We start from the raw sequence: 26,929 nt of genomic DNA, 5'->3' as shown, positions 1-26,929 counted from the left end.
TCCACGTGCCAGGGTCGCCGCCTCGAACGTGTTCCTCGACTGATCCGAGCATCTGCCGTCACGGAGAGGGCGACGGAGACCATGGCGGGGTCAGAGACTTCGATACCGGGGTACCCGCTCCGTGCACGCCTTCTTCGAGGGCCTCTAGGAGCGCGTGCCTGCCTCGGATACTGGTTCTCCGACCGCTCCTGCAACGTTCGGGTCGGCGCGCAATCCGCTCGTGAATCGTCGGATGACCTGCAGCTCGGCTTCCTCGAAGGAGACCATGCCTGCGAGGATCCGCTGGCGCTCGGGACCGAAGAACGCCTCGGCTTCGACGTGCATGTGCTTCGCCGAGTGCAGGGTCACGATTCGGCGGTCCGCGTGGCCACGCGTCCGCGTGATGTGTCCGGCGTCCTCGAGGCGGTTCAGGAGGAGCGTCGTCGCGCCGCTGGTCATGCTGATGCGTCCCCCGAGGCGCGCGGGGGTGAGCGGCTGGCCCTGGTTCTCGGCGCTGAGGATCTCGACGATCGCCAACGCGTCGGTCGGACGCATGTGCATGTGACGCGCGAACGCGCGGCCGGAGTCGCTCTGCTCGGCACTGAACGCGAGGAGATCCTCGAGGATGCGGGACCGAAGGTCTGCACTGTCGCCTGTGGTGCTCCGGCCGCGCTGTCGCTGCTCGCTGCCTTGTTCACAGCGCCGAAGGAGCGCGCGAAGGCGTTCGGTGTCTTCGGCGCGGTTGCTGGTGGTGGCGCGGCGATCGGTCTGGTGCTGGGCGGCCTGCTCACGGAGTACACGTCCTGGCGCTGGACACTGTTCATCAACCTGTTCTTCGCCGCCGCTGCCGTCATCGGAGCTCTGCTGACGATCCCGCCCTCAACCAGGCGTGAACCACGACCGACGATCGACGTGTGGGGAGCGGTCCTGGTCTCCGTCGGCCTTGCCGGCCTCGTCTACGGGCTGTCGTCCACGGCGAGCACCGGGTGGACGAGTCCCGTCACGCTCGGATGCATGGCTGGCGGCATCCTCGTGCTGGTCGCCTTCGTCATCGTTGAATCCCGGACTCGGCAGCCGCTGCTGCCGCTGCGCGTGGTGCTCGATCGCAGCCGTGAGGGTGCGTTCCTCACGACCGGGATCGTGTCGCTCGCGCTGTTCAGCGTGTTCCTCTTCCTGACTTATTACCTCCATGCGCTCCGTGGGTACACGCCGCTGCTGACCGGAGTGGCGTTCCTACCCCTGCCGATCTCGATCGCCGTCACGTCCATCGTCATCGCACCCCGCTCGCTCGCACGACTCGGCCCGAAGGTGCTCCTCGTTGCCGGGCCGCTCCTCGCGGCAGCAGCGCTGCTCATCCTCAGCACGATGTCCCTCGACAGCAACTACTGGTTCACCGTCGTCCCGGCCCTGATCGTCCTCGTTGTCGGGATGGGCCACGTCTTCTCGGCGTCCCCGAACGTCGCGACATCGAACCTCGATCCCGGAGACCTCGGAGTGGGGTCAGCCATGGTGAGCACCACCCAGCAGGTCGGTGGCGCGATCGGCACCGCCCTGCTGTCGGTCATCGCCACCTCCACCGTCTCCAGCTACCTCGCCGAACACGGAACAGGGGCCACCGCTCAGCGGCTCGCCCAGCTCGCCAGCTACCAGGCGGCATACCTCTCCGCGGCTGGGATCCTCATCGTCCTCAGCGTGACGACCAGCATCCTCATCCAGAATCCCCCGCGACCTGGTGCCACAGCCAAGCCTTGACCAGCCTGTCCATCCCGACGCGACGTACGACATCAACCACGGAGTGACTCCATGAAGCTCAACCACGTCAACCTCTGCTCCAGCGACGTCACCAGTGTCCCGTGCCCGGAAACGGAGCCGGGGGCTTTCGTCGTGCACCGATCCGTTCGTGCGCCACCGGCTCGGGCCTCATGCAACGGTCAGGGAGAGATTCGGGGCAGTGCGCAGACGAAGTCCGGACGGCTCCCGCACCCGTCACAAGCAGAAGAACGACCAGGATTCTGGCAAAGACCGAACTGGCCCCGGCGAGGTGTTCGGCTTATTCGCGGATGCTAGTGGTGGCGCGGATCGCGGATCCCACCGGCGCCGGGCGTTCCACGGCTTGCGGGATTCTGTTCCAAGCATCTCACCGGCGTCCTAGAAACGGCCCGGATTACCCGTCTCTCAAAGTCAGATGCGTGGACAGTGGCGCCACGTCAAGCTCCCGCGGCACCGGTCACGTGCATCCCGCAGGAGCGGGGTACGCCACTCGAAGGGGCGCCTCAGAGTGGGTGGATGGACCTGTCCGCGCTCATGAAACTACTCCGGCGAGCTTGCGGAAGAGTCGTTCGATCCGTCCTCGTCGTCAAAGTCGTCCTCGTCCTCGTCGTCCTCGCATTCCTCTGCATCACGCAGCCAGCCCTGCATGCGGCTGATGCCCGCCTCGAGGAGTGCGCGGAGCTCGGCAGTTGATGCCGATGCGGCGGCTTTCGTCGCGGCAATGATCGTGAGATCCAGCTCCGGTGAACCCCCGGTCCCAGTGGACCAGCTGGTTGGGGTCACCGAGTTTTGAATCAGGGCCAGACGTTGTCCGCGTGCGTCGAGATCGGGGCTGCCGTGCTCAAGGAGCCGCTCAGCGAGCGTCGGACGGTGTGACACCCAAGCGGAGAACCCCGCAAGAAGTTCGGTTAGGTGGTCCACCGTCTCGGGCTCCAGCTGGAAGACCTGAGCGGCAAGGATGTCACCTACGTTCGCCGGTATCGGTTCACCGATGGCACGTGTGCTCCTCCAGCTGACTGGCCTCGCGTCCGCTGTCGAAGCGCGCCGGAGGAGCCAATCCGCAATGTCACTAGCATCGCCATCGAGTACCTCATCCACCTCGATGTGGAACTTCGGGTCTCCTGGCTCGTCCAGGAATGTCAAAGCCGCTGACACATCGACTCTTGCCACTGCTCGGAGGACGTGCGGGACCGTCGATGCGTTGCTGGGCAGCAGCTTGAGAAGGTCCAACAGCACCGGAACCTCAACCGTGCCGATGACCGGATCCTGTTCGTTGTGACTCAGCCCGAACCCGAGGTCGTCGAGCACGACCTCTATCGTTTGTGGCGTCGCCGCGCATTCCATGAGCTCATCGCTGATTGCGCGCAGCGTCGCGTTCCTGTCGTAGGCGGTGAGAAACGCCTGTCGGACCGTTTGGTCCTCGTCGTGACGCCCCGCCGCTAGCAGCGCCATCGCCGCCGTTCGTTTCGACCGCCATCCCTCCCCCGCGGCAGCAATCCCGAAAGCTCGGCGGGCACCCGGGCGAAGCGTCGGGTACGCGTATGTGGACGCCCTGAGCTGCTCATCGGACACACCCGCTAGCAGGGTCGGAAGAAGGTCGTCGAGCGGCCCTGCGGTGTTTTCCATGATCGCTGCAGTTACGGGCGCGACGAGCTGCGGCCGTGCTGTCTGCAGTGCCGTCGCCAAATGCATGAGTATCCAAAGATGCCGGCCGCCGACCTCGGCGGCTTCGCGGACTTGCGTGTCGAGGTGAGAAAAACCTGCGGGTGTGAATTGGTCGGGCCAGACCTCGTCAATGACATCAGCGAATAGAGCCGTCAGTCGTTTGTACCGACCGAGGCCGCGACCTCCGGAAGCATCGGAACCGAGGCGCTGATGCATCGTGATGTGCGTCGAACCGACCAGCAAGTCCGCGAAGTCATCCTCCGGCCTCGCATCTAGCTCTGCGATGAGGGTCCGCGTCTCAGAGCGCACCGCCGGCGAAACTGCATGTGTCGCGGGCCAGTCCACGGCGTTGCGGACAAGGCGCCTTACCGCGGAGATCTTCGTCGCCGTGGAGATGCGCCGCAATGTTGCCACCGTCGCTAGATCATCGTCCTCCCAAGCGAGAATGGCTGCGTCCGTGACCTCAGCACCAAATCCCGGTCGTGGTGGAGCGAGCGCCGCCTTCAGCAACTCGATCTTCTCTCGAGGGTGCTCGGCATCGCGTTCAAGGATCTTACGGATACGTGCCCTAAGGAAAATCGTCTTCTCAGGAGAAACAGCGAACGGTCGAAAAGTCACGGTGCGATGGTCAGTCATCACCATTCGTGTTCCGTGCTTGGTCATGATCGACGTCAGCAGAGGTATCGGAGTCCGGTCTTCGCCCGACCAGCGCTCGACCGCATCTATGACCTGCGATGGCGCTTCAGCGCTCGGGATCGACCCGAAGTCAGCGAATCGCTCTCGTATGAGTCGAACCGGATGCCCGGGGTTCGTATTTTCCAGCCGTCCATCCTGCTTGCTCAGTCCCCAGAGGACATCGAGCACATGAGGAATCAGGGCCGGATCATTCGCTCCGACGTCGGCGTACAGCGAGGCAAGGTGGTGGCGCAAACCATCCTCGGTGTACCAAGAGCGCGTGGGTTCATCGGGGATGGTCTCGCGTGGCCCATCGACCATACCCAGTACGACGTCGAGAATGTCCACGAACTCGGCCGGCTGGGTCTGCGCAGCTGGCGCGGCGTCCGAAAGGAACATCGTCAGTTCAAAGAGGGTCATGTCGGTGACCCGCTTCCGGACGTCCGCCCAGACTGCATCCATGACTGGCGGCGACCCTTGGCGGTGCAGCCGACCAGCCAGTGCTGCCAGGTTCACTAGCAGCGTGCGGTGCTCGCCGTCACCGAACTGCTCCCAAAGCGTGGACACAAGGTGGCTGTCGCGACCGAAGATCACCGCTTCATGTTCGAGGATCTGATCGGCGAACAATTCCGAGGTAACCCGGAACACCTCCCCAGTGCCAATCACTAGGCCTCGAGCCTCAAGCGCCGCGAAGACTGACAGGTAGTCTGCAACGCTCCACCCGGTGATTTGGAGAAGACGTGCCTGTGTTTCGTCGTCATCGCGATTGATCGTGCCGATTGCGGCGATGAGTGACAGGAGCCGCCGTGGGGCCTGCGGGGGTCCTCCAGGAACGTCGTCCAGCGTCTCCTCGCCAAAGCGCGCGAGCACCGCTTCGCGCAGCTGCTCATCCAAGGGGAACGGGTCGGTCAGTGTTCCCGCGCGGACCATACCAACAGCCAATACGGCGACGGCGGGCACATCGACCGCGATACGTGCGAGCGCCTCTCGGAAGCCGTATGCCACCGAAAGGTCCTTCGCGAGGGCCGCGACGAGTCGTCGGGCTGCTTTCAAACTGATGCGGTCAGTCCGGACATCACCGATCCTGCTACTCACGACGCCACCACGGATCAGCTTCCGTCGAAGCTCGTGCACGGCAAGGTCGCGGGATCCGAGGAGCAGCCTCGCCCCAGGTGTCTCCAAGACGTGGCGCAAGAGCGCGGTCAAATCATCGGCCTGCAGGTGAGCGTCGTCAACGACGATGACCGAGGCGACTAGGGGCAGCTCGCCGAGCGCGGCCTCGCCGAGAGCTACGCCAGGCCCAAGCCACAACACGGGAACTTCTGGGCGCAGTCGCTCAAAAGCCTCCGCTGCTTCCAAAAGGAGACGCGTCTTGCCGGTGCCGCCAGGTCCGTGCACGAGAACGACCTGACTGACCTCCGGCCCGGCCTGAAGCAAGTTCGTCAGCTCTCGTCGCCGCGCCCCCATGCCGACAAAAGGTGCGTTGTCATCAAGAAGTTGACCGTCGCGCGCTCTGCTTGCGCGCACGGTCGCCGTGGCGACGAACGCGTCCGTCGGAAGTCCCTTGAGAAATCGCCTTCGGACACTGGCGGACCACGTCTCGTCGAGTACGTCGCGCTGAACGTGAAGGGGAAGGTCGCCGAGCAGCTGCCGGAGATCCCGTACGTCCCACAGATCCCAGGCCGGGAACTCCTCCATCGCTTTCCGGCTGGCGGCCGACGCCACGCCAGAGAAGACCAACTTGAACTCGCTTGCGTTGTACGTGGTCTCTTTGACGATGGTGCGCACCGCCGACGGTGACAGCGCCGCCCACCGCTTGCATTGGAAAGCTACCGTAGTTCCGTCGTCCCAAGCGCCGACAAGGTCGACGCCGTCTTGCTTGTCGCCGGAACGGCCCCAACGCTTGACTCGTTCGATACGGCGGCCCACCGAAGGCAGGGCGCGTCGGTGTGCCGCGAGCAGGCGTTCCGTGAACCCCTCAAACTGATCGCCAGTCAGAGCGGCCGTGGGTAGCAAGTCATGATTGGGGCCGTTCAACAGCACAGCTGCCGCTCGCAGCGCGTCTTCGTCGGTCACAGCATCATCATGGACGACGAACCATGCCCGCGCAGCAGGAGAGCCCGCAGTGTCTCGAGTACCCGACAGCGCGGGGCTGCTCAAGTTGATGGCCACCGGAGACAACCGGCGATCGCGATTCGACGCTGCACAACTGCGGTGACCCAGTAGCCTACGACCATGACTGACCACGAATTGAGTCTCGCGGGTTTCTGGGTCAACCTTATCGTGGGAGTCCTGACTTTGATTGCGCTCGTGGTTGCGCTAGTTCAAGCAGCCGACGCTCGAAAAGGTGCGGACGCCGCTAGAGCGGAGGCCTTACACGAGCGTCGCGTCGGTTTCGAGCTAACGCTGCTAAGAGAGTTGTACGCTCAGTTTCAAACCTCTGGCACGAGCCATTTGCGCGGATACGTATTGGCGCTCATTCGGGACCACGAGAACCAGGAAGACCTCCCGTTCCTGCGTGCAACTATCGGCGCTCGCTCAGACGGACTGGCGCCATCGACGCGAACACCCCCCCGTCAAGGGACCGCAGATTTCAATCGAAAGATTGAACTCGAGATTGACGAAGCCATCAACCGACGAATAGAGGCTGGGCGATAACAATGAAAAATCCTGATGTAGCCGCTTACGTGAACCTGCACCTCGGAACGGCCATCAATCTACTCGACCTGCTCAGCGCGAAGCGAATTCTCACAGATCGAACGATCGATCGAGAAGACGAGACTCTTTGTGTCCGTTCTGCCAACGAGCTGAGGAAGCAGATCACTTTGAAACTTGAACTCGTTCCGAACGGCCCCTTGCGCGACTCTTTCCAGAGCATCCGCCGCTCGGCTGCAGCGTTCGTCGATCTCGGTGGTCGCGACGGAGTCGATTTCTCGAACGATCCGACGCTCTTTTCGAACTCACTGCGGGACTTCCGCAGCGCAGTCGCTCGAAACTCCCGGTTGATCATCGAGATGTTCGAGATAGATACTCCCGACGACCTCCGCGACCTTTTAAGAAGCTACTGACTGTCCACATTTATGAACCCAAGCGGCGCATTCGGATGGCGCAGGAGCGAGAGGGCAGAGAAACCTCAACACGTGCGTGACCTCAAAGAGCTGGCCGAACATGAGAGTTTCTTCGCCGAGAATCCAATCACGTGACGCGCTTCTTTCGTGAGATGGGATGAGAAGCGGCGAGAGCGAAAGAAACGCTTAGTCGAGCCCAGAATCTGGGTGCTCGTGGTGCCGGTGTGACACAGCTGCCGATCTCTGGTCGGTCTCGCTGCCATTCCGGGCTCGGGCTTGAGCGGCTCTCGGAGGATGATCCACAGTTGGCTGGCGATGAGTGAACGCCCGGCGCCGCGGTTCGAACCGGTACCGTTGCGGCTGCTGTCGCTGTCGGCGCAGTTCGACGCCGTCATCTGGCCCACGTTGGCTGGGATGACGTTCACGCACTCCACCGGGTCGCGGATCCTGCAACGAACCGTCAGCGTCCGCACCACGGAAGACGGGTGGGTGTTCACGCTCCTCAACGGGTCGCCGTTGACGGTTCCTACTGACCCGCTGCTGGAAGCAGCGACACAGGTGATGGACGTGCTTTCAGAGCTTCGTGCGGTGGGCCGTGGTTCCGAAGCGGTGGGGCCGGCTGATGTCTGACCGGCAGTGGGTGCAGGACATCCGACACCAGCAGACGATCCTGTCGTTGCCGTTCGGGCTCGGATGGACGATCGACATCACGCAAACGGCTTCCAGTGCTGATGGAGCAGTTGGCCCGCCCACGCCCACTTCCACGAACACATGCCTGGCACGGTCGGACCACACTGGTATCGCGCTGACGTGTACGAGCAGCAACTTGTCACCATCAACGACGCGGTCGCACAACTCCGCCCGGCGCTCCACGCGATCGAAGAAATCAGGGAGCAGTCACCTAGCTTCCTCTGGTTGCCACGCGAATGCGATCTCACGCCGAATGAACACCTCCGCGTCCCGCTAGACCCATAGTCCCCGGAGCGTGCGCCGGGCCGAGACCGCATCGTGCCCTACCAGCCTGACTCGGACAGCTTCGACACGGACTGACCCGTTCCCATCGCCCTCTGATCCGCGTCATGCTCGGGGTACTGCGTCATGACGATTGAGCAGCAGGTCCGGAAACTGCGACTGAGCGAAGGGCAGCCTCGACCGGTCGACGACAACGCGTCGAGCAAACGCTGCTGACGGACCATCGAGGCACACGCAATGAGTACAGTGTGCAGAGCAATACGCGAGCCAGGGGTGGAGGAACATCCGCGTGACGTCGACTGAAGCAGAGCCGCCCACGGACGCGACGCAACGTGTCATCCAGGTGCTGATTCGCGGCACCGTGACTCCCGTTAGTCGGGAACTGTTCACAACCTTGCTTGACAACTCAGTGGCGGGTACCTACAAGGGCTACGGTGATGCAATCCGCACCGGCCACATCACACTCTCCCAGCTGAAGTTCCTCGCTGAGCGAGGTGACATCCCGTATTCTCTTTTCTTCGCACCGCTTCCGTTGGTGCAGCGTCAAGTCGCGACAAAAACCGAGAAACTTTTGGCTGGCCTCAGTAGGGATACCTTCTCGATTGGGTCTCGCGCGCGGGTTGAGCTTCGGGACGTAGAGCTGATTGTCAAGGACCTCATCCGCAAGCAGCAACTCGTCAAGAAGCACGACCCGACACTCGTCCGGAACAGCATCGTCGGTTCCCTGCCGGGTAAGCGGCACTCGCCTGACTCGGATGCGACGCAGCTGATGACGGCGCTCGGACTCTCCGCGGATACAATCGGCGCAACTCGTACGAAGGAGCAAGCGCTCGAGCTCCTCATCACCCACCTCGAAGCGAACCAAGTCCTGGTGTCTCGCAGCGTGCAGCATTACATGCCGCAGCGGCTGACGCATGTGCATTTCAGCGGGATGACCATCCGAGACAACAAGGTGCCGTTCATCTTCCTCGCCGGAGGGGACCACGCCGACGATCAGGAGCCCGTCGGCAGAACCGTCTTCACGTTGGCGTTGATGAGTGTGCTGGTCGCGCGCAAAATCTTCGCTCCGATGACCTGGGACGGCGGAAGCGTCGAGACCGAACCGGGGTACGAATACGACGTCGCTGGCGCGATGTTGATGCCCGCCGACCGGTTTAGGACGGTCGCTCCGACGTCCCTCGATGACATGAAACGAGCGTCGGATCGCTTCAAGGTGACGGCGAGTGCCGTCACGGTGCGAGCGTCTCGATTGGGCATGATCAGCGGAACCACGGCACGTCGGTACCTCGACGAACTCCGTGACGAATTTCGTGCTTTGCCGAAGGGAGGCCCGCGCAGCCCGATCCTTCCCGAGAATGCCGTCCGAAAGTACAACGGTCGGGAACTGACGGTGCGGATGTTACGCGCCCTCGACGCATCCAGCATCTCGCAGGGAGACTTCTGCCGCGCGGTTTGCCTCAACCACCTAAAACCGTCGCAGATCGACGACCTTCGGAGCGCAGTCCAATGAGCCTATTCGGGGAGCGCTACGTCATCGATACCAATGCTCTGAGCCAGATTGGGATGAGGAGGCGCCAAAGTCCAGTATTTCTCGAGCGAGTGGTCATCCCCGAAGAAGTACTGCACGAAGCCGAAGGGTTCCCCGACGTGACCACGCTCCGGGAACTTCTGCAGCCAGTCTCTCCACGGACTCTCTACTGGTTAGCTCGAGTGATGAGCACCGTTCCGGAGAGCGACATCCGGCTGGTCGATCTGTACGCGAATCGTGGCAATGCGGACCCCTTCGTCGTCGCCTCGGCACTCGAACTGCAGGAACAAGATAGTCAGTTCCTAGATGCGCCAGAATGGTTGGTTGTCACCGCCGACCAAGCCGTCCGAGACAAGGCCGAGGAATTCGGCATACGGGTCCTCACAAATACTGAGTTTGCTTCTCTCATTGATGACCAACTCCGATGGAGTCCGTAACAATGGCGACACTCCTGTCTGCTGAAAGGTAGCGGCTAGATTACAGCGCCCTTGCGTCATGCGCAGTCGAGGGAGAATGAGTCCGGTGACCCCCGCTCCGCACGGCCAGCCACCAACGCACTCGACCTCGGACGCAGAGACTCTCTCGTGGCTGCCCGACCATCAGACGCACGTGCTCGAGTCCCTCGGACACATCGACGATCAGCTGCACGCGGTGGCAGTCCTGCTGCAGGACTACTCTCGCGACGGAGCGTTCGATCTGCGCGAAGAGGTCGACGGCTCACTGATACGCGTGATCATCGAGCGAGTGAAGCCGATCCCCGCTGCTGTCAGCCGCGGCGCGGCCGACATCCTGAACGCCTTGCGCAACCTGCTCGGGCATGCCGTGTACGCGGAAGTCGAGCACGCTCTTGGGCGGCCCCTCGATGAGGCGGAGAGCCGCGCGCTCGAGATGCCGGTAACCGACACGTTGCCCAACTTCGACAAGTGGTTGAACCACGAGTGGCGCCGGGATCTGCCGCTCCTCGGCAGCGACGGCATCCTCACCCAGAAGCTGCGAGCCCTGCAACCGTTCGAGTGGACCGGGGTGGAACGCCCCCCCTCAGGCTCCTTACCGACTACACGAACGCGACGAAGCATCGGAAGCCCGCCGCGGTCGCGGTCCTGGTGGGGAAGGTGGTCGCGGACTACGACATCTCCGGTCTCAGCGTGCTTTTGCCTGTCGGTGAGCCGGCGCAGGTCGGTGACGTCATCGTCACGGCCCCACGCAGTCCTCGTATGGAGTCGATGTGTGGCCGCTCATCGCGATCCGGCGTGCAACCTCAGACTAGCGAGTCCTGGTGCCGGAGCTAGCACACCTCGAGCAGTGGGTTCGAGTGACTGAGTGTGAGGACTTTCGGGCGCCACGCGGATGTCTCGAGCGCCGGAAGCCGCTCCACTGAAAGGATGGTGCCCACGTTCCGTGCTGGAGTTGGGCAGCGGTGAAGGGGTGAGGTCATGTCGCGAAACAACGATGATGGCGCGGTACATGCGCCAACTCCTCTCTATATCGTTGCAGCTCCGCTCGGAAGCGCTGGCGAAGAGTTCCAACCGCTGTTTCTCGAGGATGCACCGCCTGGAGGGACTTTCGATGACGCGCTTCGACCAGCCCTCCGCGGTATTTGGTACGCCCTACATCTGCCGAAAACGCGTTTCGAGACGCTCGACCTATCGCTGGGAGCGATTCAGGCTGGGCCGGTTGGAACTCCTCACCCGCACACGATCGCCCTGATACCGGACACACTCCTCCAGAAACTAGATCTGATGCGGGTGCTTGCCAGCGCCTACGACCCGACGCTGATCATCGCCGACGCCGCTGCCATGCCGGCGGCAGCTGCAGCGAGTGCGACCATCGGAGCGACACTTTCGCCGATCACCTTCGGGGCCACGAATCAGGTGCTGCTCGATGATCATTGGCGGGAGCTCACGGAGGCATGGTCTGTGGACTGGCCAGAGCGTGCACACGTTGACCCGACGCCGCTGACGTGGACATGGCCTATCCCTGCGGACGGATCACTCCTGCCTTTGCTGCGGCTCCGTCGGCTCATGGGTTCCGTGGACCCGGTGGCGCCATCGTGGTCGGAGCCGGCAGGATCCGCTCGGGACCTCTGGCAACAGCGGCGCCACTTGAACGCGTTGGCGCAACTCGAGCAGGAGTTGCCCGACGACCCGTCGGACGCCGACGTCGCGCTGGCCCTCCCTGCTGCGCTGCACCTGCAGACACCTTTGACGCGTCCTCGCCTGACGGTCAGCATCTCCGGCACGGCGTCCCGATACCTCCGATTCGCTACGACCACAGAAGGCGTCTCCGAAGTCGCGTTCCGCGATGACTATCCCGATGTGCGTGCGCTTCTCGTCGCTCACTCGGCGACCAGCGATGACAGCATGGGTATCCTCCTTGAAGATGTCCTCGATCCGAAGGTGTTCCACGCGTTGGCGGCGCTCGAACAAGCGTGGGCCGATCAGGCAAAGCCATCGGCGCTGCTGCGGGTGCAGCAGCGGCTGGATGACGCTGCCGAATCGCTCTGGACCGACAACCTGACGACTGCGATCCGCTTCGCGTCATCAATGGAAGTGTTCTCGAACTTCCCAATCGGTCTACTGACGCTGCCAGGAGACTCCGCGCCGCTATCAGCCATGCTGCCGATCAATTACCACACGGTGAACCCGCTCACTCGTGCACTGCAGAGCGAGCTTGGCCCGCACGCGTCTCACAACTTCGCCTCCGGCTTCACCGTCCTCATCGCTGAATGCATTCCCGACTCTGATCGAGTGGGGCGAGCGAGCAGGAGCGCCTGGAACCTCGTCGCGCAGGAGGCGAAGGAGTGGCCGGTCGGCGTGCAAGTCCACCTGCAGGAGACGCTGACGAAAGGGGCGCTGCGCAGCGCGATCGACTCCGTGCGGCCAAACGTGCTCGTTCTCAGTGCGCACGGCTTCCACGACGCCGCATCGAATGTCGCGGGGGTCGTCATCGGAGATGAGCACAGCATGGGCGAGGACCTCGGGCCCATGCCGCCCCTCGTGATTCTGAGTGCTTGCCACACTTCGCCGCGCGGCGGCGGTGTCGTCAACGTCGGCGATCTCCTTCTCGCCGCGGGTGCCACTGCTGTTCTGACCACACTTGTTCCCGTCGATGTCTGGCACAACTCGCAACTGGTGTCGCGGCTGCTCCGTTACATGTCGCTGGCCGTCGGGGATGAGGCTTCGGAGCCGGCGACCGACGTGTCTGAGGTGTGGCACCGCGTGCAAACAAGCAACGTCGTGATCGACCTGACCTATACCAACCCCCGGCTACTGGACTGGTCGCACAGGCGCGTGAATGGCCGCAGCCCAATTGAACGTTTCATGACTGGGGACTACGGGGTGCCGCTGCGGTCGTCGGTCCTTTACGCCGATGCGGAAGCGCGCCTACTGGTGATCGCCGGGCTGCAGGGCGACGTGGAGCGAGTCCGGAACTGGCTCCGCAACCCGGGTTACCGACGTGAATCGCTGATGTATACGATGGTCGGCCGTCCATCGCTCCTGCGACTCAGGGCCACGTGAGACGCCGGCCCTTCGCTTGAATCACGCGTTGAAGCAAGGGGTCGCGGCGTAGGACATCGGTCGGGCTGTACCACGGCCGATCCTAAACCGCGAGAACATCCCGGGGAACGCCACCGGGATGGTGTTGAGCTCCACGAGCTCTCCCGTGCCCGCTCGAAGTGGAAGTGGCTCCGGCCGAGAACGGACTACTTCCGCTTCGTCCTCGATCGGGTTGCCCTTCGGACCAGGCGACGGCAGTCTTTGCAGCCGACCGAGCCCTCCGCCACATGGTTGTCGGGGCGTTCCTGGAAGTCCCCGTGGAGCGGGCAGATCACGGTGACGTAAGTCTTCTGGTCGATGAAGACGACCTTCGCGTAGTCGTACTTGTCGCCGTGCCGGTTGGTTGCACGTTGGATGAAACGCTGCGTGCGCAACTCCTGGTTGGCGTTGCGAAAGCCCTTGCAGCTTCGGCATCCCTGGCCGCGCTGCTGGCCCCAGGGCGTTTCGCGGACTCGGCGGTGCTCGCGCGGGGTTTGCTCGAAGGTCCCGTGGTCGGGGCAGATGATGGTGACCTTGGTATCGCCGTTGACGTAGCTGAGCGGAACGTGCGCGTAGTCGTATCGGCTGTCGTGTAGCTTCGTCGCGAAGTTGATGAACTCGGCGGCTCGTTCTTCACGGGTAGCGGTGCGGTAGTCCAATGAGTCCTCCAGGAGTCGTTGTCCTGGAGCTATGCCGTCACGCCCAAACCAGCTGGGGAAGTCGGCTAGGAGCGGTCCTTCAAGGCCGTGTCGGTCTACTTCTCGGCGTTCCTCACGTCAGAGTCCGACCGTCAGGCATAGCCGTGGCATGCCTTCGCTCCCTACCGTCGTTCGAGCGGCGCTCCGCTCACCGATTTCAACTGAGCACCTCGTCGTGCCGAGCCAGGAGACTGTCACGTCCGCGACTGCCCTGGGGCGGCCGATGGGCGCCGCCTTCGGTCGGCCGTTCCCACGTCGAGGTCTCGTCGAGCACTGCTCGCACGTCCAATGTTGGGAACCCGAGCCGCTCATCCTCGGGGACTCAACGCTCGGGGCCCGAAGCTCGAACGCAGACAAGGGGACTCTTGTCGCGCAGCTTCGCCCAGAGCCCCTCCACGCGATGCGGAAGTACCGGAACCAGTCGGTTCCCGCGGACCGGTGGGCCAACATCGAGCCGTTCGTGCTGGACGCTGTCGCGGTCGTCGCGCCCGCGTGTGCCTACCTTGCTGAACGGCTGATGGTCGCGGTGACGCCGTACGTTGACTGGGTCGTCCACGTCAACGGGATGCAGAAGGTCGCGAACGTGTTTCACCCGGTGCTGATCCGCCGGTATATATCTCGCGACGACCTCAACCTCAAGGACAAGACTCTCCGCGTTTACCGGTCCTTCCTGCTCCGGATCTCGGAGGTCGTCCTCCCCGACGAGGGTCCGATCGAGTTTGCGCCGTTGAACGGGCAGTCCGTCAGTAGCCCGTACACCGACCGCGAGCTGAACCTGCTCGAGTCCTGGGCACGTGGTCAGTCAACTGCACTGCGACGTCGAGGTGCTGGTGCAGTCCTTGCCCTAGGTGCAGGTGCTGGGCTGGATCCGTGGGAGATGCAGCACCTGCACCGTAGCGACGTGCGCGTCGACCGGCACGGAGCGCTCGTTGACGTACGCGGTGGGACGCTGAGGTTGGTGCCCGTGCTTCAACGATGGGAGCAGCTCCTCATCGACTCTCTCGCGGACGTGCCGGACGACGCATGGGTGCTCGGCGGGGCCAACAAGAAGGCGACCTACAACTTTGTCACGCCGTTCATCAATCACACCGACTTCGGCAACGAGCCGAAGCCAGTCCCGACGCGAATGCGCGCTAGCTGGCTTACCACGCACCTTGCTGCAGGCACGCACGGCGCTGACCTCATGGCTGCCGCCGGTCTGAGCAAGCCCGAGCACCTCGTCACATCCCTGCGGCACCTTCCGACGATGAACGCTTCCGCGCACCGTCGACGGATCCTCGCCGAAGCCCGCGAAGCTCGGTGACGCACTCAAAGGACACGGAATCGTGCCGCCCGGAGCTGCTGCTCGCGTTCGGGCAGCAGGCGGCCGCGGGCGCAGCGCTCTTCGAGTCTGGGATCGAGAAGCTCACTGTCGAGGAACACGACCGCCGTAATGCCTTCAACAGGCTCGCCGAGATAGACGAACTCAGACTCATCGCCTAGCGCGGCCGCTGCCCCTCCCAGAACCGAACACGAAGAACTTCGCCCGGCAACGTCTCCCAGTTGCCGCGATGCCCCCTGCCCTCAACCGGGTCGGGGGCTTTCGTTCGTTCAGAAGGAAGCGAGCGCGCACCTCGGCGGCGAGCAACTCAGGCACCCTGACCGCTCCGACGACCGTCCGCGCGCTGCGGCATCGCAGACGAGGGCAATATTCACAACGAGATCCACCAATAGTCCGATCACCCCCCCCGGCTCCGCCTCCAGGATTCGAACCCGGACCTAACGGCACCAAAGGCCGTCGTGCTGCCATTACACCAAGGCGGAACGCACCCGTGGGTGCTTGTCCATCCTCCCACGACCGACGAGGCTGGCCGTCCGCCCCGGGTTCGGCCAAGATGGAGGGATGCCGCACCAGGACGAGGTCGACCGGATCGTCGCGGCGTGGGGTCGGGAACGTGCTGATCTGGACTTCGGCCCGCTCGAGGTCCTGTCCCGCGTCGACCGGCTGGCCCGGCACCTGGACCGTGCCCGGCGCGCGGCGTTCGACGCCGGCGACATGGAGCCGTGGGAGTTCGACGTGCTCTCGGCCCTGCGGCGTGCGGGCGAGCCGTACGAGCTGAGCCCGAAGACCCTGCTCCAGCAGACCCTGGTGTCGAGCGGCACGATGACGAACCGGGTCGACCGGTTGGCGGCGCGGGGCCTGGTCGGTCGGCGGACGGACCCGAAGGACGGTCGCGGCATCCTCGTGGCGTTGACGACGAAGGGCCGGGTCGCGGTCGACGCCGCGATCGCGGACCTGCTGGCGGCCGAGCGGGACATCCTCTCCGGGGTGTCCGATGACGAGCAAGACCAGCTCGCCGGGCTGCTCCGACGACTCATCCTGGGCCTCGGGGACTAGCCTCCGGCCCATGCACGCGATCACCCTGGCCGTCGCCGACGTCGCACGATCGGCGGAGTTCTACCGCGCCCTGCTCGGCATCGAGGGCAGCGGCGTCATCGGCACCGAGTACCCGGCGACGGAGACCCAGGCGGGCGGGACGACGGCGATGTTCACCCTCGACGACGGCCTGATCGTCAGCGTCTACGGGCGGGACGACATGGCGAAGGACTCGGGGGTCGCCCTCGCTGACGGCCCTGCGGCCACGATCGGGCACTTCGTCGACAGTCAGGCCGACGCCGAAGCGTTCCTCGACCGGGCCCGTATCGCCGGCGCCACGATGCTCGCGGCGCCGTACACACGCCCGTGGGGCATGTGGTCCGGCTTCTTCCAGGACCCGGAGGGGCACCTGTGGGAGGTCGTCGCGAACCCCGGCGGCGGCGCCCCCGAGGACGCGAAGCCAGCGGAGTAGACCCGCTCAGACCCCGAGCAGCTCCGCGACCTCGAGCCAGCGTTCCTCGAGCTGCTCGATCTCGGCCTCGTGCGCCGCGAGCTTCGCCTGCAGCTCCCCGAGCCCGCCGTAGTCCGACTGGTCGTGGATCGCGAACTGGTCGAGCAGCTTCTTCCGGTCCGCGCCGACCTTCGCGATCTTCCGGTCGAGCGCCGACATCTCCTTCTCGGCCGTCCGACGCTCCGCGCCCGACAAGCCCGAGGCGGCCGCAGCGGACCCGCCGGGACCGGCCGACGCACTGGAACCGGCCACGGCACCGGCCGAACCGGTCCCGCCAGCCGTGTCGGGCCTCCCGGCAGACGCGGCGGCAGCCGCAGAAGCAGTCCCACCACCGGTGCCGGCCGCACGGAGCCGCATGTACTCGTCGACGCCGCCGGGCAGGTGTCGCAGGTGGCCGCCGAGCACGGCGTACTGCTGGTCGGTGACGCGCTCGAGCAGGTACCGGTCGTGGGAGACGACCAGCAGGGTGCCCGGCCAGGTGTCGAGCAGGTCCTCCATGGCCGCGAGCATGTCGGTGTCGAGGTCGTTGGTGGGCTCGTCGAGGATCAGCACGTTCGGCTCGTCGAACAGGATGAGCATGAGCTGCAGGCGGCGCTTCTGTCCACCGGACAGGTCCTTGACCGGCGTGGAGAGCTGCTCCGCCGTGAAACCGAGGCGTTCGAGCAGCTGCGCCGGCGTCATCTCCTTGCCGTCGGCGACGTAGCTCGTCTTCTTGCGGGCGACGACCTCGCGCACCCGGTCGTCCGCGAACTGCGCCAGGTCGGCGAGCTGCTGGTCGAGGACCGCGACCTGCACCGTCTTGCCGGTCTTCACCCGTCCGCTCGTCGGCGCGAGCGTGCCCGAGACGAGGTTGAGCAGCGTCGACTTGCCGGCACCGTTCGGGCCGAGGATGCCGGTCCGCTCCCCCGGTGCGATGCGCCACTCGATGCGGTCCAGGATCTGGGTGCCGTCGAACGAGACGCTGACGTCGAGCAGGTCGACGACGTCCTTGCCGAGGCGGGCGGTCGCCGTCTTCGCCAACGCGACCGTGTCGCGGATCGGCGGGACGTCGTCGATCAGGGCGTTCGCCGCGTCGATGCGGAACTTCGGCTTGCTCGTCCGGGCCGGTGCGCCACGGCGCAGCCACGCGAGCTCCTTGCGGGCCAGGTTCTGACGGCGCTGCTCGCTGGCGGCGGCCTGCCGGTCGCGCTCGACGCGCTGCAGGATGTACGCCGCGTAGCCGCCCTCGAACGGGTCGACGACGCCGTCGTGGACCTCCCACGTGTCGGTCGACACCGCGTCGAGGAACCACCGGTCGTGCGTCACGACCACCATGCCGCCCTGGTTCGACGACCAGCGACGGTTGATGTGCTCGGCGAGCCACTGGATGCCCTCGACGTCCAGGTGGTTCGTGGGCTCGTCGAGGAACAGGACGTCCCAGTCACCGACCAGCAGCCGCGCGAGTGCCACACGGCGGCGCTGGCCACCGGACAGCTCGTCGACGCTGACGTCCCACGGGATGTCCGACACCAGACCGCCGATGACGTCGCGGATCTTCGGGTCGCCGGCCCACTCGTGCTCTTCCAGGTCACCGACGACGGTGCTGCCGACCGTCGCGCCCTCGGGCAGGATGTCGCGCTGGTCGAGGTAGCCGACGGTCAGCCCACGGCGGTGCGTGACGCGGCCGTCGTCGGGTTCGAGGCGCTGGGACAGCAGCGCGAGCAGGGTCGACTTGCCGTCACCGTTCCGGCCGACCACGCCGATCCGGTCCCCCTCGTCGATGCCGAGGGTGACGTTGTCGAAGACGACCTTGGTGGGGAACTCGAGATGCAGGTTCTCGGCGCCGAGGAGATGTGCCACGCGTCAAGGGTAGGCGGCGTGGCGGGGTGGTCGGTGCGGGGCCGGTGGTCGGGGTGGTTGGCTGGCTCTGGTCGCACGGTGCGCGCTTGTTCGAGTGGTGCGAGGTTGCCCGCTCGGTGCGAGCCTGTAGCGGCGCACGGAGCGCGCAACCTCGCACCAGCCGACAGACGGCGCACGGTGCGCCGGTGCGCCGGTGCGCCGGCGCGTCGGCCTGGAGGCCCGGGTCAGCTCGCGGGGGTCGGCTCGGCTCCGCTGGGCGGTGCGTCAGTTCGCGGGTGCGGCGTCGCCCTCGCCCGCGGCTTCCTTCGCGCGCTTCAAGCGGGCCTGCGCCTCCCAGTACTCGATCTCGCGTTCGAGCTCGGCGAGCTCCTGCTCCGTGCTGGTCACGCGCTTCGCGCCGTGGGCACTGCGGGCGACGCCGAGGGTGGCGTACCGGTCCTCGTGACGGGTGGGCTCGATGTAGCGGCCGTGGTTCCTTTCGCCCGGTGCCCAGTCGTGGCCGATGGCGAACCAGACGATGCTGCCGACGACGGGGACCAGGATCACGAGGATCACCCACGCGATCTTCGGCAGGCCGCGGATCTGGTCGTCGTTCTTGGTCAGGATGTCGATCAGGGCGAAGACCAGCAGGATGACGGTGATCCCGGGCAGCAAGACGCTCATGTTCGCGATTCTATGGATCCGCTTGGAGTCTCACCATGCCCCGAACGAGCGTCGCGGTTGCGAAGGTGCACAGGGTCGGCGTCCTACAGGGCAGCGACCCACTCGTCGGACCCGTCCGTGAACCGCTGGTGCTTCCAGATCGGCACCCGCTCCTTCACCAGATCGACGAGCTCGCCGCACGCCGCGAACGCCTGCGCCCGGTGCGACGACGCCACCGCTGCGGCGAGCGCGACGTCCCCGATGCCGAGGGCCCCGACGCGGTGCAGCACGGCGATCCGGACGTCGGGGTGCGCATCGGCGACGGCGCGGGCGACCTCGGCGATGACGTCACCGGCGCTGGGGTGCCGTTCGTAGTCGAGCGCGGTGACGCCCTTGCCGCCGTCGTGGTCGCGGACGACGCCGGCGAAGGTGACGACGGCGCCGTCCTGGTCGGTGGCGACGACGGCCGAGACCTCGTCGACGGTGATCCCCCGATCGACGACGTCGGCGAGGACGACGCGTGCATCCGGTGCCGGGGACGGAGCCGGCGACGCGGTCACGACGCACTCCGCGGCGCGTGGCCCTCGCCGTGCACCTGCGCGAGTACGTGCTCGACCAGCCCGTCGAGTACGGCCAGTCCGTCCGCGACGCCGCCGCGGGACCCGGGCAGGGTGACGATCAAGGATCCACCGGTGCTGATGCCGGCGATGCCGCGGCTGAGCAGTGCGGTCGGACCGGCTCCGGCGAGGCCCCGACGACGGACCTCTTCGAGGATGCCCGGCAGCTCCAGGTCGATGAGGGGCGCGACGGCCTCTGGCGTCCGGTCGGTCGGGGTGACGCCGGTTCCCCCGGTCGTGATGACGATCCGGGCTCCGGCGAGCAGTTCGGCGGTCACGGTCTCGGTGATGGCCCCGCCGTCGGGGACGATCACGGGCTCGGCGACGGTGAAGTCCCGCTCGCGGAGCCACCCGGCGATGACGGGCCCGGTGCGGTCGAGTGCGGGGTCGGCGGCGGCCTGCGTGGACACCACCACGACGGCGGCACGGCCCCTGGTCGGCTGCGAGGTCATCGGTTGCTCCAGTCCCCGGACCGTCCGCCGTGCTTCTCGAGCACCCGGACGTCCGTGATCGAGGCCGCTCGGTCGACGGCCTTCACCATGTCGTACACGGTCAGTGCGGCGACGCTGGCGCCGGTCAGCGCTTCCATCTCGACACCGGTCCGCGACGTCGTGCGCACCGAGACCTCGATCAGCACGCGGTCGTCGGCACCGGTGATGTCGACCTGCACGCCGGCGATGGGCAGCGGGTGGCAGAGCGGGATGAGGTCGGACGTCTTCTTCACCGCCATGATCGCGGCGATGCGGGCGGTGCCGATGACCTCGCCCTTCGGCAGGGAGCCGTCGAGGATGCGGGCCACGACGTCGGGCCGGGTGACGAGCGTGGCGGTGGCGGTCGCCGAGCGGTCGGTGACGTCCTTCGCGGACACGTCGACCATGTGCGCGGACCCGTCAGCGCGCACGTGCGACAGGTCGGCCTGCTCGGCAGCGTCGGCCTGCTCGGCAGCGTCGGACGGATCGGCCGCGTCGGACGGATCAGACACGTCGGACGGATCAGACACGTCGGTCGTGTCGACGGGTTCGGTCATCGGAGACTCCAGACGGTCAGGACGTCACCGGGTTCGACGGTGTCGACCCCCACCGGGACGTGGACGAGGTGCGTGGCGGCCGCGTAGTGCGCGAGCAGGTGGGAACTCGGTCCACCCACGAAGTGGACGACCCCGTCGGCCACCCGTCCACGCCGCACCTGGTGCTTGCCGCCCGGTGACTGCGCAGCCGATGCCGCGGGCAGGTGCAGCACGGCGCGATCGGCCGGCAGTCCGACGAGGGGCGCGAGCAGCGGACGGAGGAAGACCTCGAACGAGACGAGTGCGGACACGGGGTTGCCCGGGAACGAGACCACGGGCACCGGGCGACCGGCGAGCACCACGCTGCCGAACGCCTGCGGCCCGCCGGGCTGCATCGCGACCGGGGTGACGGCGAGCCCGCGGGGTTCGAGTGCCTGCCGCACGACCTCGTACGCGCCCGCACTGATCCCCCCGGTGGTGAGCACGAGGTCGGCCCACTCGCCCACGGCGTCGTCGAGCTCGGTGACGAACGCGTCGACGTCGTCGGGGACCCGGACCGTGCGGGACGAAGCTCCGACCTCGGCGAGCGCCGCCCGCAGTGCGATGCCGTTCGCGTCGCCGATCGTCGCCGCGTCGGCGTCGGCGCCCTGCAGTTCGGACCCGGTCGACACGACGAGGACCCGCAACGGGCGGCGGACCTGCACGGTGGGCACTCCGGCGGACGCGAGCGCGCCGAGCAGGGCTGGGGTGATCGGCGCACCGATCGGAGCGATGGACGCACCGAGGGCCAGGTCGCTGCCGGTCGCTCGCACGAAGGTGCCGGGCACGAGGTCAGCGGGCACCGCGACGTGCCCCAGGTCGAGCGCGGCCGGGAAGGACCCCGGCGACGTGGCCTCCACCGGGAAGACCGCATCGGCGCCGTCGGGGATCCGCGCGCCCGTCATGATCGGTGCGGCGGTGCCGGAACCGAGCGGTGCGGGGACGACCCCGGCGGGGATGGGCGCGACCACCCGGACGTCCTGCCCGGCATCGGCCACCCGGACCGCGAACCCGTCCATCTGGCTGTTGTCGAAGGGCGGCAACGGGACCGGGGAGGCGACGGGCGCAGCGAGCACGCGGTACCCGTGTCCGGCACGGCCGTCGACGGCCAGGTCGTCGATCCGCCACGACGCGGCCCCGAGGCCCGCCACCACCGGCGCGAGCAGAGCCGCCAGGTCGTCGCGGTGCTGACCGATCGTTCGCACAGGTGCCTCCGAACAGGGATGGTGTCGCCGCTCCCGGTTCGTCCGGGGCCGGCGTCAGTAGCGTATCCAGCGCGCAGACCGCGCCGACGACCTTTCGGAGGACCTGTGGAGAACGACGAAGCCGTGACGATCGGTGTCATCGGGGGCTCCGGCCTCTACCAGCTGTTCGAGGAGGGCACCGCCGAGGAACTGGACGTGCCGACGCCGTTCGGCCCGACGTCGAGCCCGATCAGCATCGGCACGCTGTCCGGCCGTCGGGTCGCCTTCCTCACCCGGCACGGTCGTGAGCACTCCGTCGCCCCGCACCGCATCAACCACCGCGCCAACGTCTGGGCGCTCCGCTCCCTGGGGGTCCGGGCGATCGTGTCCTCGAGCGCCGTCGGCGGCCTGCACCCCGACTACGCCCCCGGCACCTTCGTCGTGACCGACCAGCTCATCGACCGCACCTTCGGCCGTGCGGACACGTTCTTCGAGGACGACGTCCAGCACCTGTCGTTCGCCGACCCCTTCGACCCCACGCTGCGGCGCGCGGCCGTCGAGGCGATCGCCGCACTCGACGTGCCGTTCCGTCCGACCGGCACGTGCGTCGTCATCCAGGGCCCGCGGTTCTCGACCCGCGCCGAGTCCGTCTGGTTGCGCGAGGCCGGCGGGCACACGATCAACATGACGATGACCCCCGAGGTCCCGCTCGCCGCCGAGCTCGGCATCGCGACCGTCAACCTGTCGTTCGTCACCGACGCCGACGCCGGCCTGGCCCCGACCGAGGACGAAGCCGCCGCAGCGGCCGCCCACGCGGCCACGGCGGACGCAGCGGCCACCGCGGACGCAGTCGACGACGCCGGGGCACCCGTCACCCACGCCCTCGTGATGGAACGTCTCGCCCGCGCCAACGAGGTGATCGTCCGCGCCATCGGCGAGATCGTCGGGGCGATCCCCGCCGACTTCACCCCGCGCGAACTCGTCCCGACCAGCGCGAGCGCCAGCATCATGCAGGCCCAGCCCACGGGCGCCAGCGTCACGCAGGCCCAGCCCGCCACGGGACCCACCGCATGAGCCGCCTCCTCGTCACCGGCGGCGCCGGCTTCATCGGCTCCGCGATCGTCCGCCGCGCCCTGGCCGACGGCCACGAGGTCCGCGTCCTCGACTCCCTCCGCGACGACGTCCACGGCGATCCCGGCGAAGTCGTCCGAGCCCACCAGCAGCAGGGCATCGAGTTCGTGCACGGCGACGTCCGCGACCGGATCTCGCTCGACGCCGCGCTCGACGACGTGGACGTCGTCTGCCACCAGGCCGCCAAGGTCGGCCTCGGCGTCGACTTCCAGGACGCCCCCGACTACGTCTCGTCGAACGACGCCGGCACCGCTCACGTCCTCGCCGGCATGGACCGGCACGACATCGGCCGGCTCGTCGTCGCGAGTTCGATGGTCGTCTACGGCGAGGGCGCGTACACGACGTCCGACGGCCAGCCCGTCCGGCCGCCGGCCCGTCGCCGCGAGGACCTCGATGCCGGCCGCTTCGACCCGATCGGCCCGGACGGCCACCCCCTGCTGCCCGGCCTGATCGACGAGTCCGCCGCGCTCGACCCCCGCAACGTGTACGCGCAGACGAAGGTCGCGCAGGAGCACCTGGCCTCGAGCTGGGCGCGCGCGACGGGCGGCCGGGCGATCGCGCTCCGCTACCACAACGTGTACGGACCCGGCATGCCCGCGAACACCCCCTACGCCGGTGTCGCCTCACTGTTCCGCTCGGCACTGGCCCGCGGCGAGGCGCCCCGCGTGTTCGAGGACGGTGCCCAGCGCCGCGACTTCGTGCACGTCGACGACGTCGCCGGGGCGAACGCCGCCTCGATCGCCGCGACCACCGACCTGCCCGCCGACTCGTTCCGCGCGTACAACGTCGGGTCCGGCGTCGTGCACACGATCGGCGACATGGCCGCGGCGATCGCCGGCCCCGACGGCCCGCAGCCGGTCGTCACGGGTGAGTACCGCCTGGGCGACGTCCGCCACGTCACGGCGAGTTCGGACCGCATCGCCGCCGAGCTCGGCTGGCGCGCCGAGGTCGACTTCGTGGCCGGCATGCGCGACTTCGCGACCGCTCCCCTCCGGAGTGCCGTCAAGTAGCCCGCTTCGTGAGCAGGAATGGTCGGGTCGCCGGACGCGACCCGACCACTTCTGCTCACGAAGCACACCTATCCCCCGTTCTGGGGACCCCGCCGCGGAACAGCGCGCTGACTGACCAGCGGGTACAGGTTTCCTGTACCCCGCCGCGCGTCGTCGTGTTACGTCGAGTGCATGACAGGACAGACCCGTCGTTCTGACGAACGGCACCGAATGACGGACATGAGTGTCGACGTCATCCTCCCGTGCCTCGACGAGGCCGATGCCCTGCCGAAGGTGATCGCACGCCTGCCGGAGGGCTACCGCGCGATCGTGGTGGACAACGGCTCGACCGACGGCTCCGCCGACGTCGCCCGCGCCCACGGCGCCCTCGTCGTCACGGAACCGGTGAAGGGCTTCGGTTCCGCCTGCGCCGCCGGCGTCCGCGCCGCCACCGCGGACTTCGTCGCCTTCTGCGACGCCGACGCGTCGATGGACCCCGCCGAACTGCCGCCGCTCGTCGATCGCGTCGCCAGCGGCCGCGTCGACCTGGCGCTCGGCCGCCGCGTCCCGACCGGCAAGGGCGCCTGGGCGCCGCACGCCCGGTTCGCGAACCGCGTCCTCGCCGTCCTCATGCACCGCGCGACCGGCTACCGTCTGCGCGACCTCGGCCCGATGCGCGTGATGCGTCGTGAGGACCTCGTCTCCCTCGACCTGCGGGACCGCCGCAGCGGCTACCCGCTCGAGATGGTCCTGGCCGCGCACGCGGCCGGCTGGCGCGTCGACGAGTCCGACATCGGCTACGCGCAGCGCATCGGCGACAGCAAGGTGACCGGCACGCTCCGCGGCACCGTCAACGCGGTCCGCGACATGACCCGCCTGCTGCGTGCGTACCGCCGGGAGGCCCGTGTCCGGGTCGTCGCACCGGCGTCTGTCCGTCACGTGACCGGCTCCACCGCCGCGACCGGTTCCGCGGCACGGCCCGACTCCGCACCCGTCACCGCCTCGGCCGAGGGAACGCGCGCATGACCGCCGGCATCACCGTGGCCGTGGTCGCGAAGGAGTGCCTGCCCGGCAAGGTGAAGACCCGGCTGACCCCGGCGCTCTCCCCCGAGGGTGCCGCACGTGTCGCGTCCGCGAGCCTCGCCGACACCCTGTCGACCGTCCGCGCCCTGCCCGCCGAGCGCCGCGTCCTGTTCTTCGACGGCGACGTCGTGCCGGAGTCGGCCGACGGCTTCGACGTCCTGCACCAGCCCGGTGGCGGTCTCGACGAGCGCCTCGGCTTCCTGTTCGACGCGATCGACGGCCCGTTGCTGCTCGTCGGCATGGACACCCCGCAGGTGTCGGCCGACGACCTGGCCCCGGTGTTCGACCAGCCGGAACGCGGCGCCTGGTTCGGCCCCGCCGAGGACGGCGGCTTCTGGTCGCTCTACCTGCACGACCCGACCGGTGACCTGCTGCGCGGCGTCCCGATGTCCCAGGACGACACCGGTGCGGTCCAGCTCGCACGCCTCACCGACGCCGGCCTCGACGTCGGGATCCTCGGCGAACTCCTCGACGTGGACACCGTGCCCGACGCCGAGCGCGTCGCCGAGATCGCGCCGGACTCCGGCTTCACCCAGGCACTCCGTGCCGAGACCGTGGGGAGTCTGTAGATGACCATGCACGCACCCGTCTCCTTCGGCGCCGGCGGCGGCGAGCCGTACGCCAGGGCCCTGCGCTCGGACGGCAGCCTCCGCCTGACCGACCCGGCCCGCCCCGACGTCGTGACGACGATGGACGTCAGCCGCTGGAGCGCCGCGGCCGACCGCGTCGACCGCTCGCTGCTCGACGACGCCGACGGCCCCGTGATCGACATCGGCTGCGGCCCCGGTCGGATGCTCGTGGCCGCCCGCACCCTCGGCATCCCGGCGCTCGGCGTCGACGTCTCGGCCGAGGCCGTCGCCATCGCGCAACGGTCCGGCGGCACGGCCGTCCAGGGATCGGTGTTCGACGCGGTCCCCGACGAGGGGCACTGGGACACCGCCCTGGTCATCGACGGCAACATCGGCATCGGCGGCGACCCCGCCGCGCTGCTGGAGCGCTGTCGCGAGATCGTCCGCACCGGCGGCCGGGTCATCGTCGAGACGAACCCCGACCCCCTCGCCGACCGCGTGTACACCGCCCGCGTGGTGGACACCGACGGCCACGAGAGCGCCGGGTTCCCCTGGGCCGAGGTCGGGCTCGACGCGCTGCACCGGCACGCGGCGGACGCGGGCCTCGTGGCGCGGCAGAGCTGGACGGTCGCGGGCCGGAGCTTCTGCGAGCTCTTGGCCTGATCGCGCACGTTCGTGCACTTGTTTTGCATGATGCAAGACAGTCACGTACGGTGGTGTCTCCAGCCGACGGCGTCAGGGTCGTCGGACCGGCGATCCTCGATGCCGCCACCACATCGAGGAGACCACCATGACGAACAGCACCTTCCCGTTCGGCGGCACCTTCGTGTCCGGGCTCGGCGGACGTGACGAGCGCGGGACCTTCACCGGCAGCCGCGCCACCGACTCGGTCGGCACCTACACGGGCGCGCCGATCACCGGGCGCCTCGGGCGCTTCACCGACACGCAGCGGTCGCGTCCCGGCACCTGGACCGCGTCGACCCGCACCGCCACGGGCTCGTTCCGGACGGCGACGGGCTCGTTCCGCACCGCCTGACCCCCACCGGCGGACACGGCCCGGTCCGCGCTCTGC

26 protein-coding genes, 1 tRNA gene and 1 pseudogene are annotated in these 26,929 nt (G+C 67.3%); 16 read left to right on the top strand and 12 right to left on the bottom strand.

The window, feature by feature from the left end:
* Nucleotides 1-144: 144 nt before the first annotated feature.
* The gene (locus KZI27_RS05065; RefSeq protein ID WP_222659631.1) at nucleotides 145-540 is read right to left on the bottom strand and encodes a MarR family transcriptional regulator; all 396 of its coding nucleotides are present in this window, start codon (nucleotides 538-540) and stop codon (nucleotides 145-147) included.
* Between KZI27_RS05065 and KZI27_RS05060 the strand changes: the two genes are divergently transcribed.
* A complete protein-coding gene (locus KZI27_RS05060) occupies nucleotides 541-1,731 on the top strand; it encodes an MFS transporter (RefSeq protein ID WP_222659629.1) in 1,191 nt (396 codons plus the stop codon). It abuts the gene before it with no gap.
* Between the two features lie 558 nt (nucleotides 1,732-2,289).
* Here KZI27_RS05060 and KZI27_RS05055 read toward each other — a convergent pair.
* On the bottom strand, nucleotides 2,290-6,165 hold the full coding sequence (locus KZI27_RS05055) for an ATP-binding protein (RefSeq protein WP_222659627.1): 3,876 nt from the start codon (nucleotides 6,163-6,165) through the stop codon (nucleotides 2,290-2,292).
* Between the two features lie 611 nt (nucleotides 6,166-6,776).
* Here KZI27_RS05055 and KZI27_RS05050 point away from each other — a divergent pair.
* From KZI27_RS05050 to KZI27_RS05035, 4 genes are all read left to right on the top strand, one after another.
* Complete coding sequence (locus KZI27_RS05050) at nucleotides 6,777-7,157, top strand: hypothetical protein (protein WP_222659625.1); 381 nt, start codon at nucleotides 6,777-6,779, stop codon at nucleotides 7,155-7,157.
* A gap of 315 nt (nucleotides 7,158-7,472) precedes the next feature.
* A complete protein-coding gene (locus tag KZI27_RS05045; protein ID WP_222659623.1) occupies nucleotides 7,473-7,787 on the top strand; it encodes a hypothetical protein in 315 nt (104 codons plus the stop codon).
* Between the two features lie 631 nt (nucleotides 7,788-8,418).
* Nucleotides 8,419-9,639: a hypothetical protein gene (locus KZI27_RS05040; RefSeq protein ID WP_222659621.1), complete on the top strand. Its 1,221-nt coding sequence runs from the start codon at nucleotides 8,419-8,421 to the stop codon at nucleotides 9,637-9,639.
* Nucleotides 9,636-10,094 (top strand): PIN domain-containing protein, encoded by a 459-nt coding sequence (locus KZI27_RS05035; protein ID WP_222659620.1) that lies wholly within the window; start codon nucleotides 9,636-9,638, stop codon nucleotides 10,092-10,094. The genes KZI27_RS05040 and KZI27_RS05035 overlap by 4 nt, the downstream gene beginning before the upstream one ends.
* Nucleotides 10,095-10,374: 280 nt before the next feature.
* On the opposite strand, the gene KZI27_RS05030 is transcribed toward KZI27_RS05035, so the two are convergent.
* Nucleotides 10,375-10,662, bottom strand: coding sequence for a hypothetical protein (locus KZI27_RS05030; RefSeq protein ID WP_222659618.1), 288 nt, complete (start codon nucleotides 10,660-10,662; stop codon nucleotides 10,375-10,377).
* Between the two features lie 428 nt (nucleotides 10,663-11,090).
* On the opposite strand from KZI27_RS05030, the gene KZI27_RS05025 reads away from it, so the two are divergent.
* The gene (locus tag KZI27_RS05025) at nucleotides 11,091-13,175 is read left to right on the top strand and encodes a CHAT domain-containing protein (RefSeq protein WP_222659616.1); all 2,085 of its coding nucleotides are present in this window, start codon (nucleotides 11,091-11,093) and stop codon (nucleotides 13,173-13,175) included.
* A gap of 185 nt (nucleotides 13,176-13,360) precedes the next feature.
* Here KZI27_RS05025 and KZI27_RS05020 read toward each other — a convergent pair whose 3' ends face one another.
* Nucleotides 13,361-13,852, bottom strand: coding sequence for a hypothetical protein (locus KZI27_RS05020; RefSeq protein ID WP_222659614.1), 492 nt, complete (start codon nucleotides 13,850-13,852; stop codon nucleotides 13,361-13,363).
* Between the two features lie 439 nt (nucleotides 13,853-14,291).
* Between KZI27_RS05020 and KZI27_RS05015 the strand changes: the two genes are divergently transcribed.
* Together KZI27_RS05015 and KZI27_RS05010 are read left to right on the top strand one after the other, a co-directional pair.
* Entirely contained in the window at nucleotides 14,292-15,194 is a 903-nt protein-coding gene (locus KZI27_RS05015) for a hypothetical protein (protein ID WP_222659613.1), read from the top strand.
* Nucleotides 15,191-15,373: a hypothetical protein gene (locus tag KZI27_RS05010; protein ID WP_222659611.1), complete on the top strand. Its 183-nt coding sequence runs from the start codon at nucleotides 15,191-15,193 to the stop codon at nucleotides 15,371-15,373. Before KZI27_RS05015 ends, KZI27_RS05010 begins: the two co-directional genes overlap by 4 nt.
* Before the next feature lie 249 nt (nucleotides 15,374-15,622).
* Here KZI27_RS05010 and KZI27_RS05005 read toward each other — a convergent pair.
* A tRNA-Gln gene (locus KZI27_RS05005) sits at nucleotides 15,623-15,694 on the bottom strand.
* A gap of 79 nt (nucleotides 15,695-15,773) precedes the next feature.
* Between KZI27_RS05005 and KZI27_RS05000 the strand changes: the two genes are divergently transcribed.
* Nucleotides 15,774-16,268, top strand: coding sequence for a MarR family winged helix-turn-helix transcriptional regulator (locus KZI27_RS05000; RefSeq protein ID WP_222659609.1), 495 nt, complete (start codon nucleotides 15,774-15,776; stop codon nucleotides 16,266-16,268).
* Between the two features lie 10 nt (nucleotides 16,269-16,278).
* The gene (locus KZI27_RS04995; protein WP_222659607.1) at nucleotides 16,279-16,719 is read left to right on the top strand and encodes a VOC family protein; all 441 of its coding nucleotides are present in this window, start codon (nucleotides 16,279-16,281) and stop codon (nucleotides 16,717-16,719) included.
* A 6-nt stretch (nucleotides 16,720-16,725) separates the two neighbouring features.
* Here KZI27_RS04995 and KZI27_RS04990 read toward each other — a convergent pair whose 3' ends face one another.
* The 7 genes and pseudogenes from KZI27_RS04990 to glp form a co-directional block, all read right to left on the bottom strand.
* Nucleotides 16,726-18,072, bottom strand: coding sequence for an ABC-F family ATP-binding cassette domain-containing protein (locus tag KZI27_RS04990; RefSeq protein ID WP_410004040.1), 1,347 nt, complete (start codon nucleotides 18,070-18,072; stop codon nucleotides 16,726-16,728).
* Nucleotides 18,073-18,128: 56 nt separating this feature from the next.
* Nucleotides 18,129-18,495: pseudogene (locus KZI27_RS20435) on the bottom strand (ATP-binding cassette domain-containing protein); the annotation flags it as partial.
* 366 nt (nucleotides 18,496-18,861) lie between these two features.
* Nucleotides 18,862-19,260 carry a PLDc N-terminal domain-containing protein gene (locus KZI27_RS04985; RefSeq protein ID WP_222659603.1) on the bottom strand — a complete coding sequence of 133 codons (399 nt, stop codon included), beginning with the start codon at nucleotides 19,258-19,260 and terminating at the stop codon, nucleotides 18,862-18,864.
* Nucleotides 19,261-19,343: 83 nt separating this feature from the next.
* Nucleotides 19,344-19,799: a molybdenum cofactor biosynthesis protein MoaE gene (locus tag KZI27_RS04980; RefSeq protein WP_410004020.1), complete on the bottom strand. Its 456-nt coding sequence runs from the start codon at nucleotides 19,797-19,799 to the stop codon at nucleotides 19,344-19,346.
* Nucleotides 19,796-20,308: a molybdenum cofactor biosynthesis protein B gene (locus KZI27_RS04975; RefSeq protein ID WP_222659601.1), complete on the bottom strand. Its 513-nt coding sequence runs from the start codon at nucleotides 20,306-20,308 to the stop codon at nucleotides 19,796-19,798. The genes KZI27_RS04980 and KZI27_RS04975 overlap by 4 nt, the downstream gene beginning before the upstream one ends.
* Nucleotides 20,305-20,883, bottom strand: a complete 579-nt coding sequence (gene moaC / locus KZI27_RS04970; protein ID WP_410004019.1) for a cyclic pyranopterin monophosphate synthase MoaC — start codon at nucleotides 20,881-20,883, stop codon at nucleotides 20,305-20,307. Before moaC ends, KZI27_RS04975 begins: the two co-directional genes overlap by 4 nt.
* Nucleotides 20,880-22,106 (bottom strand): gephyrin-like molybdotransferase Glp, encoded by a 1,227-nt coding sequence (gene glp, locus KZI27_RS04965; protein WP_222659599.1) that lies wholly within the window; start codon nucleotides 22,104-22,106, stop codon nucleotides 20,880-20,882. The genes moaC and glp overlap by 4 nt, the downstream gene beginning before the upstream one ends.
* 105 nt (nucleotides 22,107-22,211) lie before the next feature.
* On the opposite strand from glp, the gene KZI27_RS04960 reads away from it, so the two are divergent.
* The 6 genes from KZI27_RS04960 to KZI27_RS04935 all read left to right on the top strand — a co-directional run bounded on the left by KZI27_RS04960 (nucleotide 22,212) and on the right by KZI27_RS04935 (nucleotide 26,893).
* Nucleotides 22,212-23,159: an MTAP family purine nucleoside phosphorylase gene (locus tag KZI27_RS04960; protein ID WP_222659597.1), complete on the top strand. Its 948-nt coding sequence runs from the start codon at nucleotides 22,212-22,214 to the stop codon at nucleotides 23,157-23,159.
* Nucleotides 23,156-24,226 (top strand): NAD-dependent epimerase/dehydratase family protein, encoded by a 1,071-nt coding sequence (locus KZI27_RS04955; RefSeq protein ID WP_222659595.1) that lies wholly within the window; start codon nucleotides 23,156-23,158, stop codon nucleotides 24,224-24,226. Before KZI27_RS04960 ends, KZI27_RS04955 begins: the two co-directional genes overlap by 4 nt.
* A gap of 219 nt (nucleotides 24,227-24,445) precedes the next feature.
* Nucleotides 24,446-25,231, top strand: a complete 786-nt coding sequence (locus KZI27_RS04950) for a glycosyltransferase family 2 protein (protein ID WP_315971208.1) — start codon at nucleotides 24,446-24,448, stop codon at nucleotides 25,229-25,231.
* Nucleotides 25,228-25,857, top strand: coding sequence for a DUF2064 domain-containing protein (locus tag KZI27_RS04945; protein WP_222659593.1), 630 nt, complete (start codon nucleotides 25,228-25,230; stop codon nucleotides 25,855-25,857). The genes KZI27_RS04950 and KZI27_RS04945 overlap by 4 nt, the downstream gene beginning before the upstream one ends.
* Nucleotides 25,858-26,520: a class I SAM-dependent methyltransferase gene (locus KZI27_RS04940; protein ID WP_222659591.1), complete on the top strand. Its 663-nt coding sequence runs from the start codon at nucleotides 25,858-25,860 to the stop codon at nucleotides 26,518-26,520.
* A gap of 127 nt (nucleotides 26,521-26,647) precedes the next feature.
* Entirely contained in the window at nucleotides 26,648-26,893 is a 246-nt protein-coding gene (locus tag KZI27_RS04935; RefSeq protein ID WP_222659590.1) for a hypothetical protein, read from the top strand.
* The last annotated feature ends 36 nt before the right edge of the window (nucleotides 26,894-26,929 follow it).

This window comes from Curtobacterium sp. TC1 (assembly GCF_019844075.1).
In the GTDB taxonomy this organism is placed as follows: domain Bacteria; phylum Actinomycetota; class Actinomycetes; order Actinomycetales; family Microbacteriaceae; genus Curtobacterium.
This window is presented reverse-complemented; position numbering and strand designations above follow the sequence as displayed.

What these genes read in the sequence shown, in the direction of transcription:
- KZI27_RS04985 (WP_222659603.1), bottom strand. Translation starts at nt 19,260, where the DNA reads ATGAGCGTCTTGCTGCCCGGGATCACCGTCATCCTGCTGGTCTTCGCC.
- KZI27_RS05025 (WP_222659616.1), top strand. Translation starts at nt 11,091, where the DNA reads ATGTCGCGAAACAACGATGATGGCGCGGTACATGCGCCAACTCCTCTC.
- KZI27_RS04995 (WP_222659607.1), top strand. Translation starts at nt 16,279, where the DNA reads ATGCACGCGATCACCCTGGCCGTCGCCGACGTCGCACGATCGGCGGAG.
- KZI27_RS04955 (WP_222659595.1), top strand. Translation starts at nt 23,156, where the DNA reads ATGAGCCGCCTCCTCGTCACCGGCGGCGCCGGCTTCATCGGCTCCGCG.
- KZI27_RS04945 (WP_222659593.1), top strand. Translation starts at nt 25,228, where the DNA reads ATGACCGCCGGCATCACCGTGGCCGTGGTCGCGAAGGAGTGCCTGCCC.
- KZI27_RS05000 (WP_222659609.1), top strand. Translation starts at nt 15,774, where the DNA reads ATGCCGCACCAGGACGAGGTCGACCGGATCGTCGCGGCGTGGGGTCGG.
- KZI27_RS05035 (WP_222659620.1), top strand. Translation starts at nt 9,636, where the DNA reads ATGAGCCTATTCGGGGAGCGCTACGTCATCGATACCAATGCTCTGAGC.
- KZI27_RS05045 (WP_222659623.1), top strand. Translation starts at nt 7,473, where the DNA reads ATGAGTGAACGCCCGGCGCCGCGGTTCGAACCGGTACCGTTGCGGCTG.
- KZI27_RS04950 (WP_315971208.1), top strand. Translation starts at nt 24,446, where the DNA reads ATGAGTGTCGACGTCATCCTCCCGTGCCTCGACGAGGCCGATGCCCTG.
- moaC (WP_410004019.1), bottom strand. Translation starts at nt 20,883, where the DNA reads ATGACCGAACCCGTCGACACGACCGACGTGTCTGATCCGTCCGACGTG.
- KZI27_RS04940 (WP_222659591.1), top strand. Translation starts at nt 25,858, where the DNA reads ATGACCATGCACGCACCCGTCTCCTTCGGCGCCGGCGGCGGCGAGCCG.
- KZI27_RS05015 (WP_222659613.1), top strand. Translation starts at nt 14,292, where the DNA reads ATGCGGAAGTACCGGAACCAGTCGGTTCCCGCGGACCGGTGGGCCAAC.
- KZI27_RS04935 (WP_222659590.1), top strand. Translation starts at nt 26,648, where the DNA reads ATGACGAACAGCACCTTCCCGTTCGGCGGCACCTTCGTGTCCGGGCTC.
- KZI27_RS04990 (WP_410004040.1), bottom strand. Translation starts at nt 18,072, where the DNA reads ATGGTGGTCGTGACGCACGACCGGTGGTTCCTCGACGCGGTGTCGACC.
- KZI27_RS05065 (WP_222659631.1), bottom strand. Translation starts at nt 540, where the DNA reads ATGCACATGCGTCCGACCGACGCGTTGGCGATCGTCGAGATCCTCAGC.
- KZI27_RS04975 (WP_222659601.1), bottom strand. Translation starts at nt 20,308, where the DNA reads ATGACCTCGCAGCCGACCAGGGGCCGTGCCGCCGTCGTGGTGGTGTCC.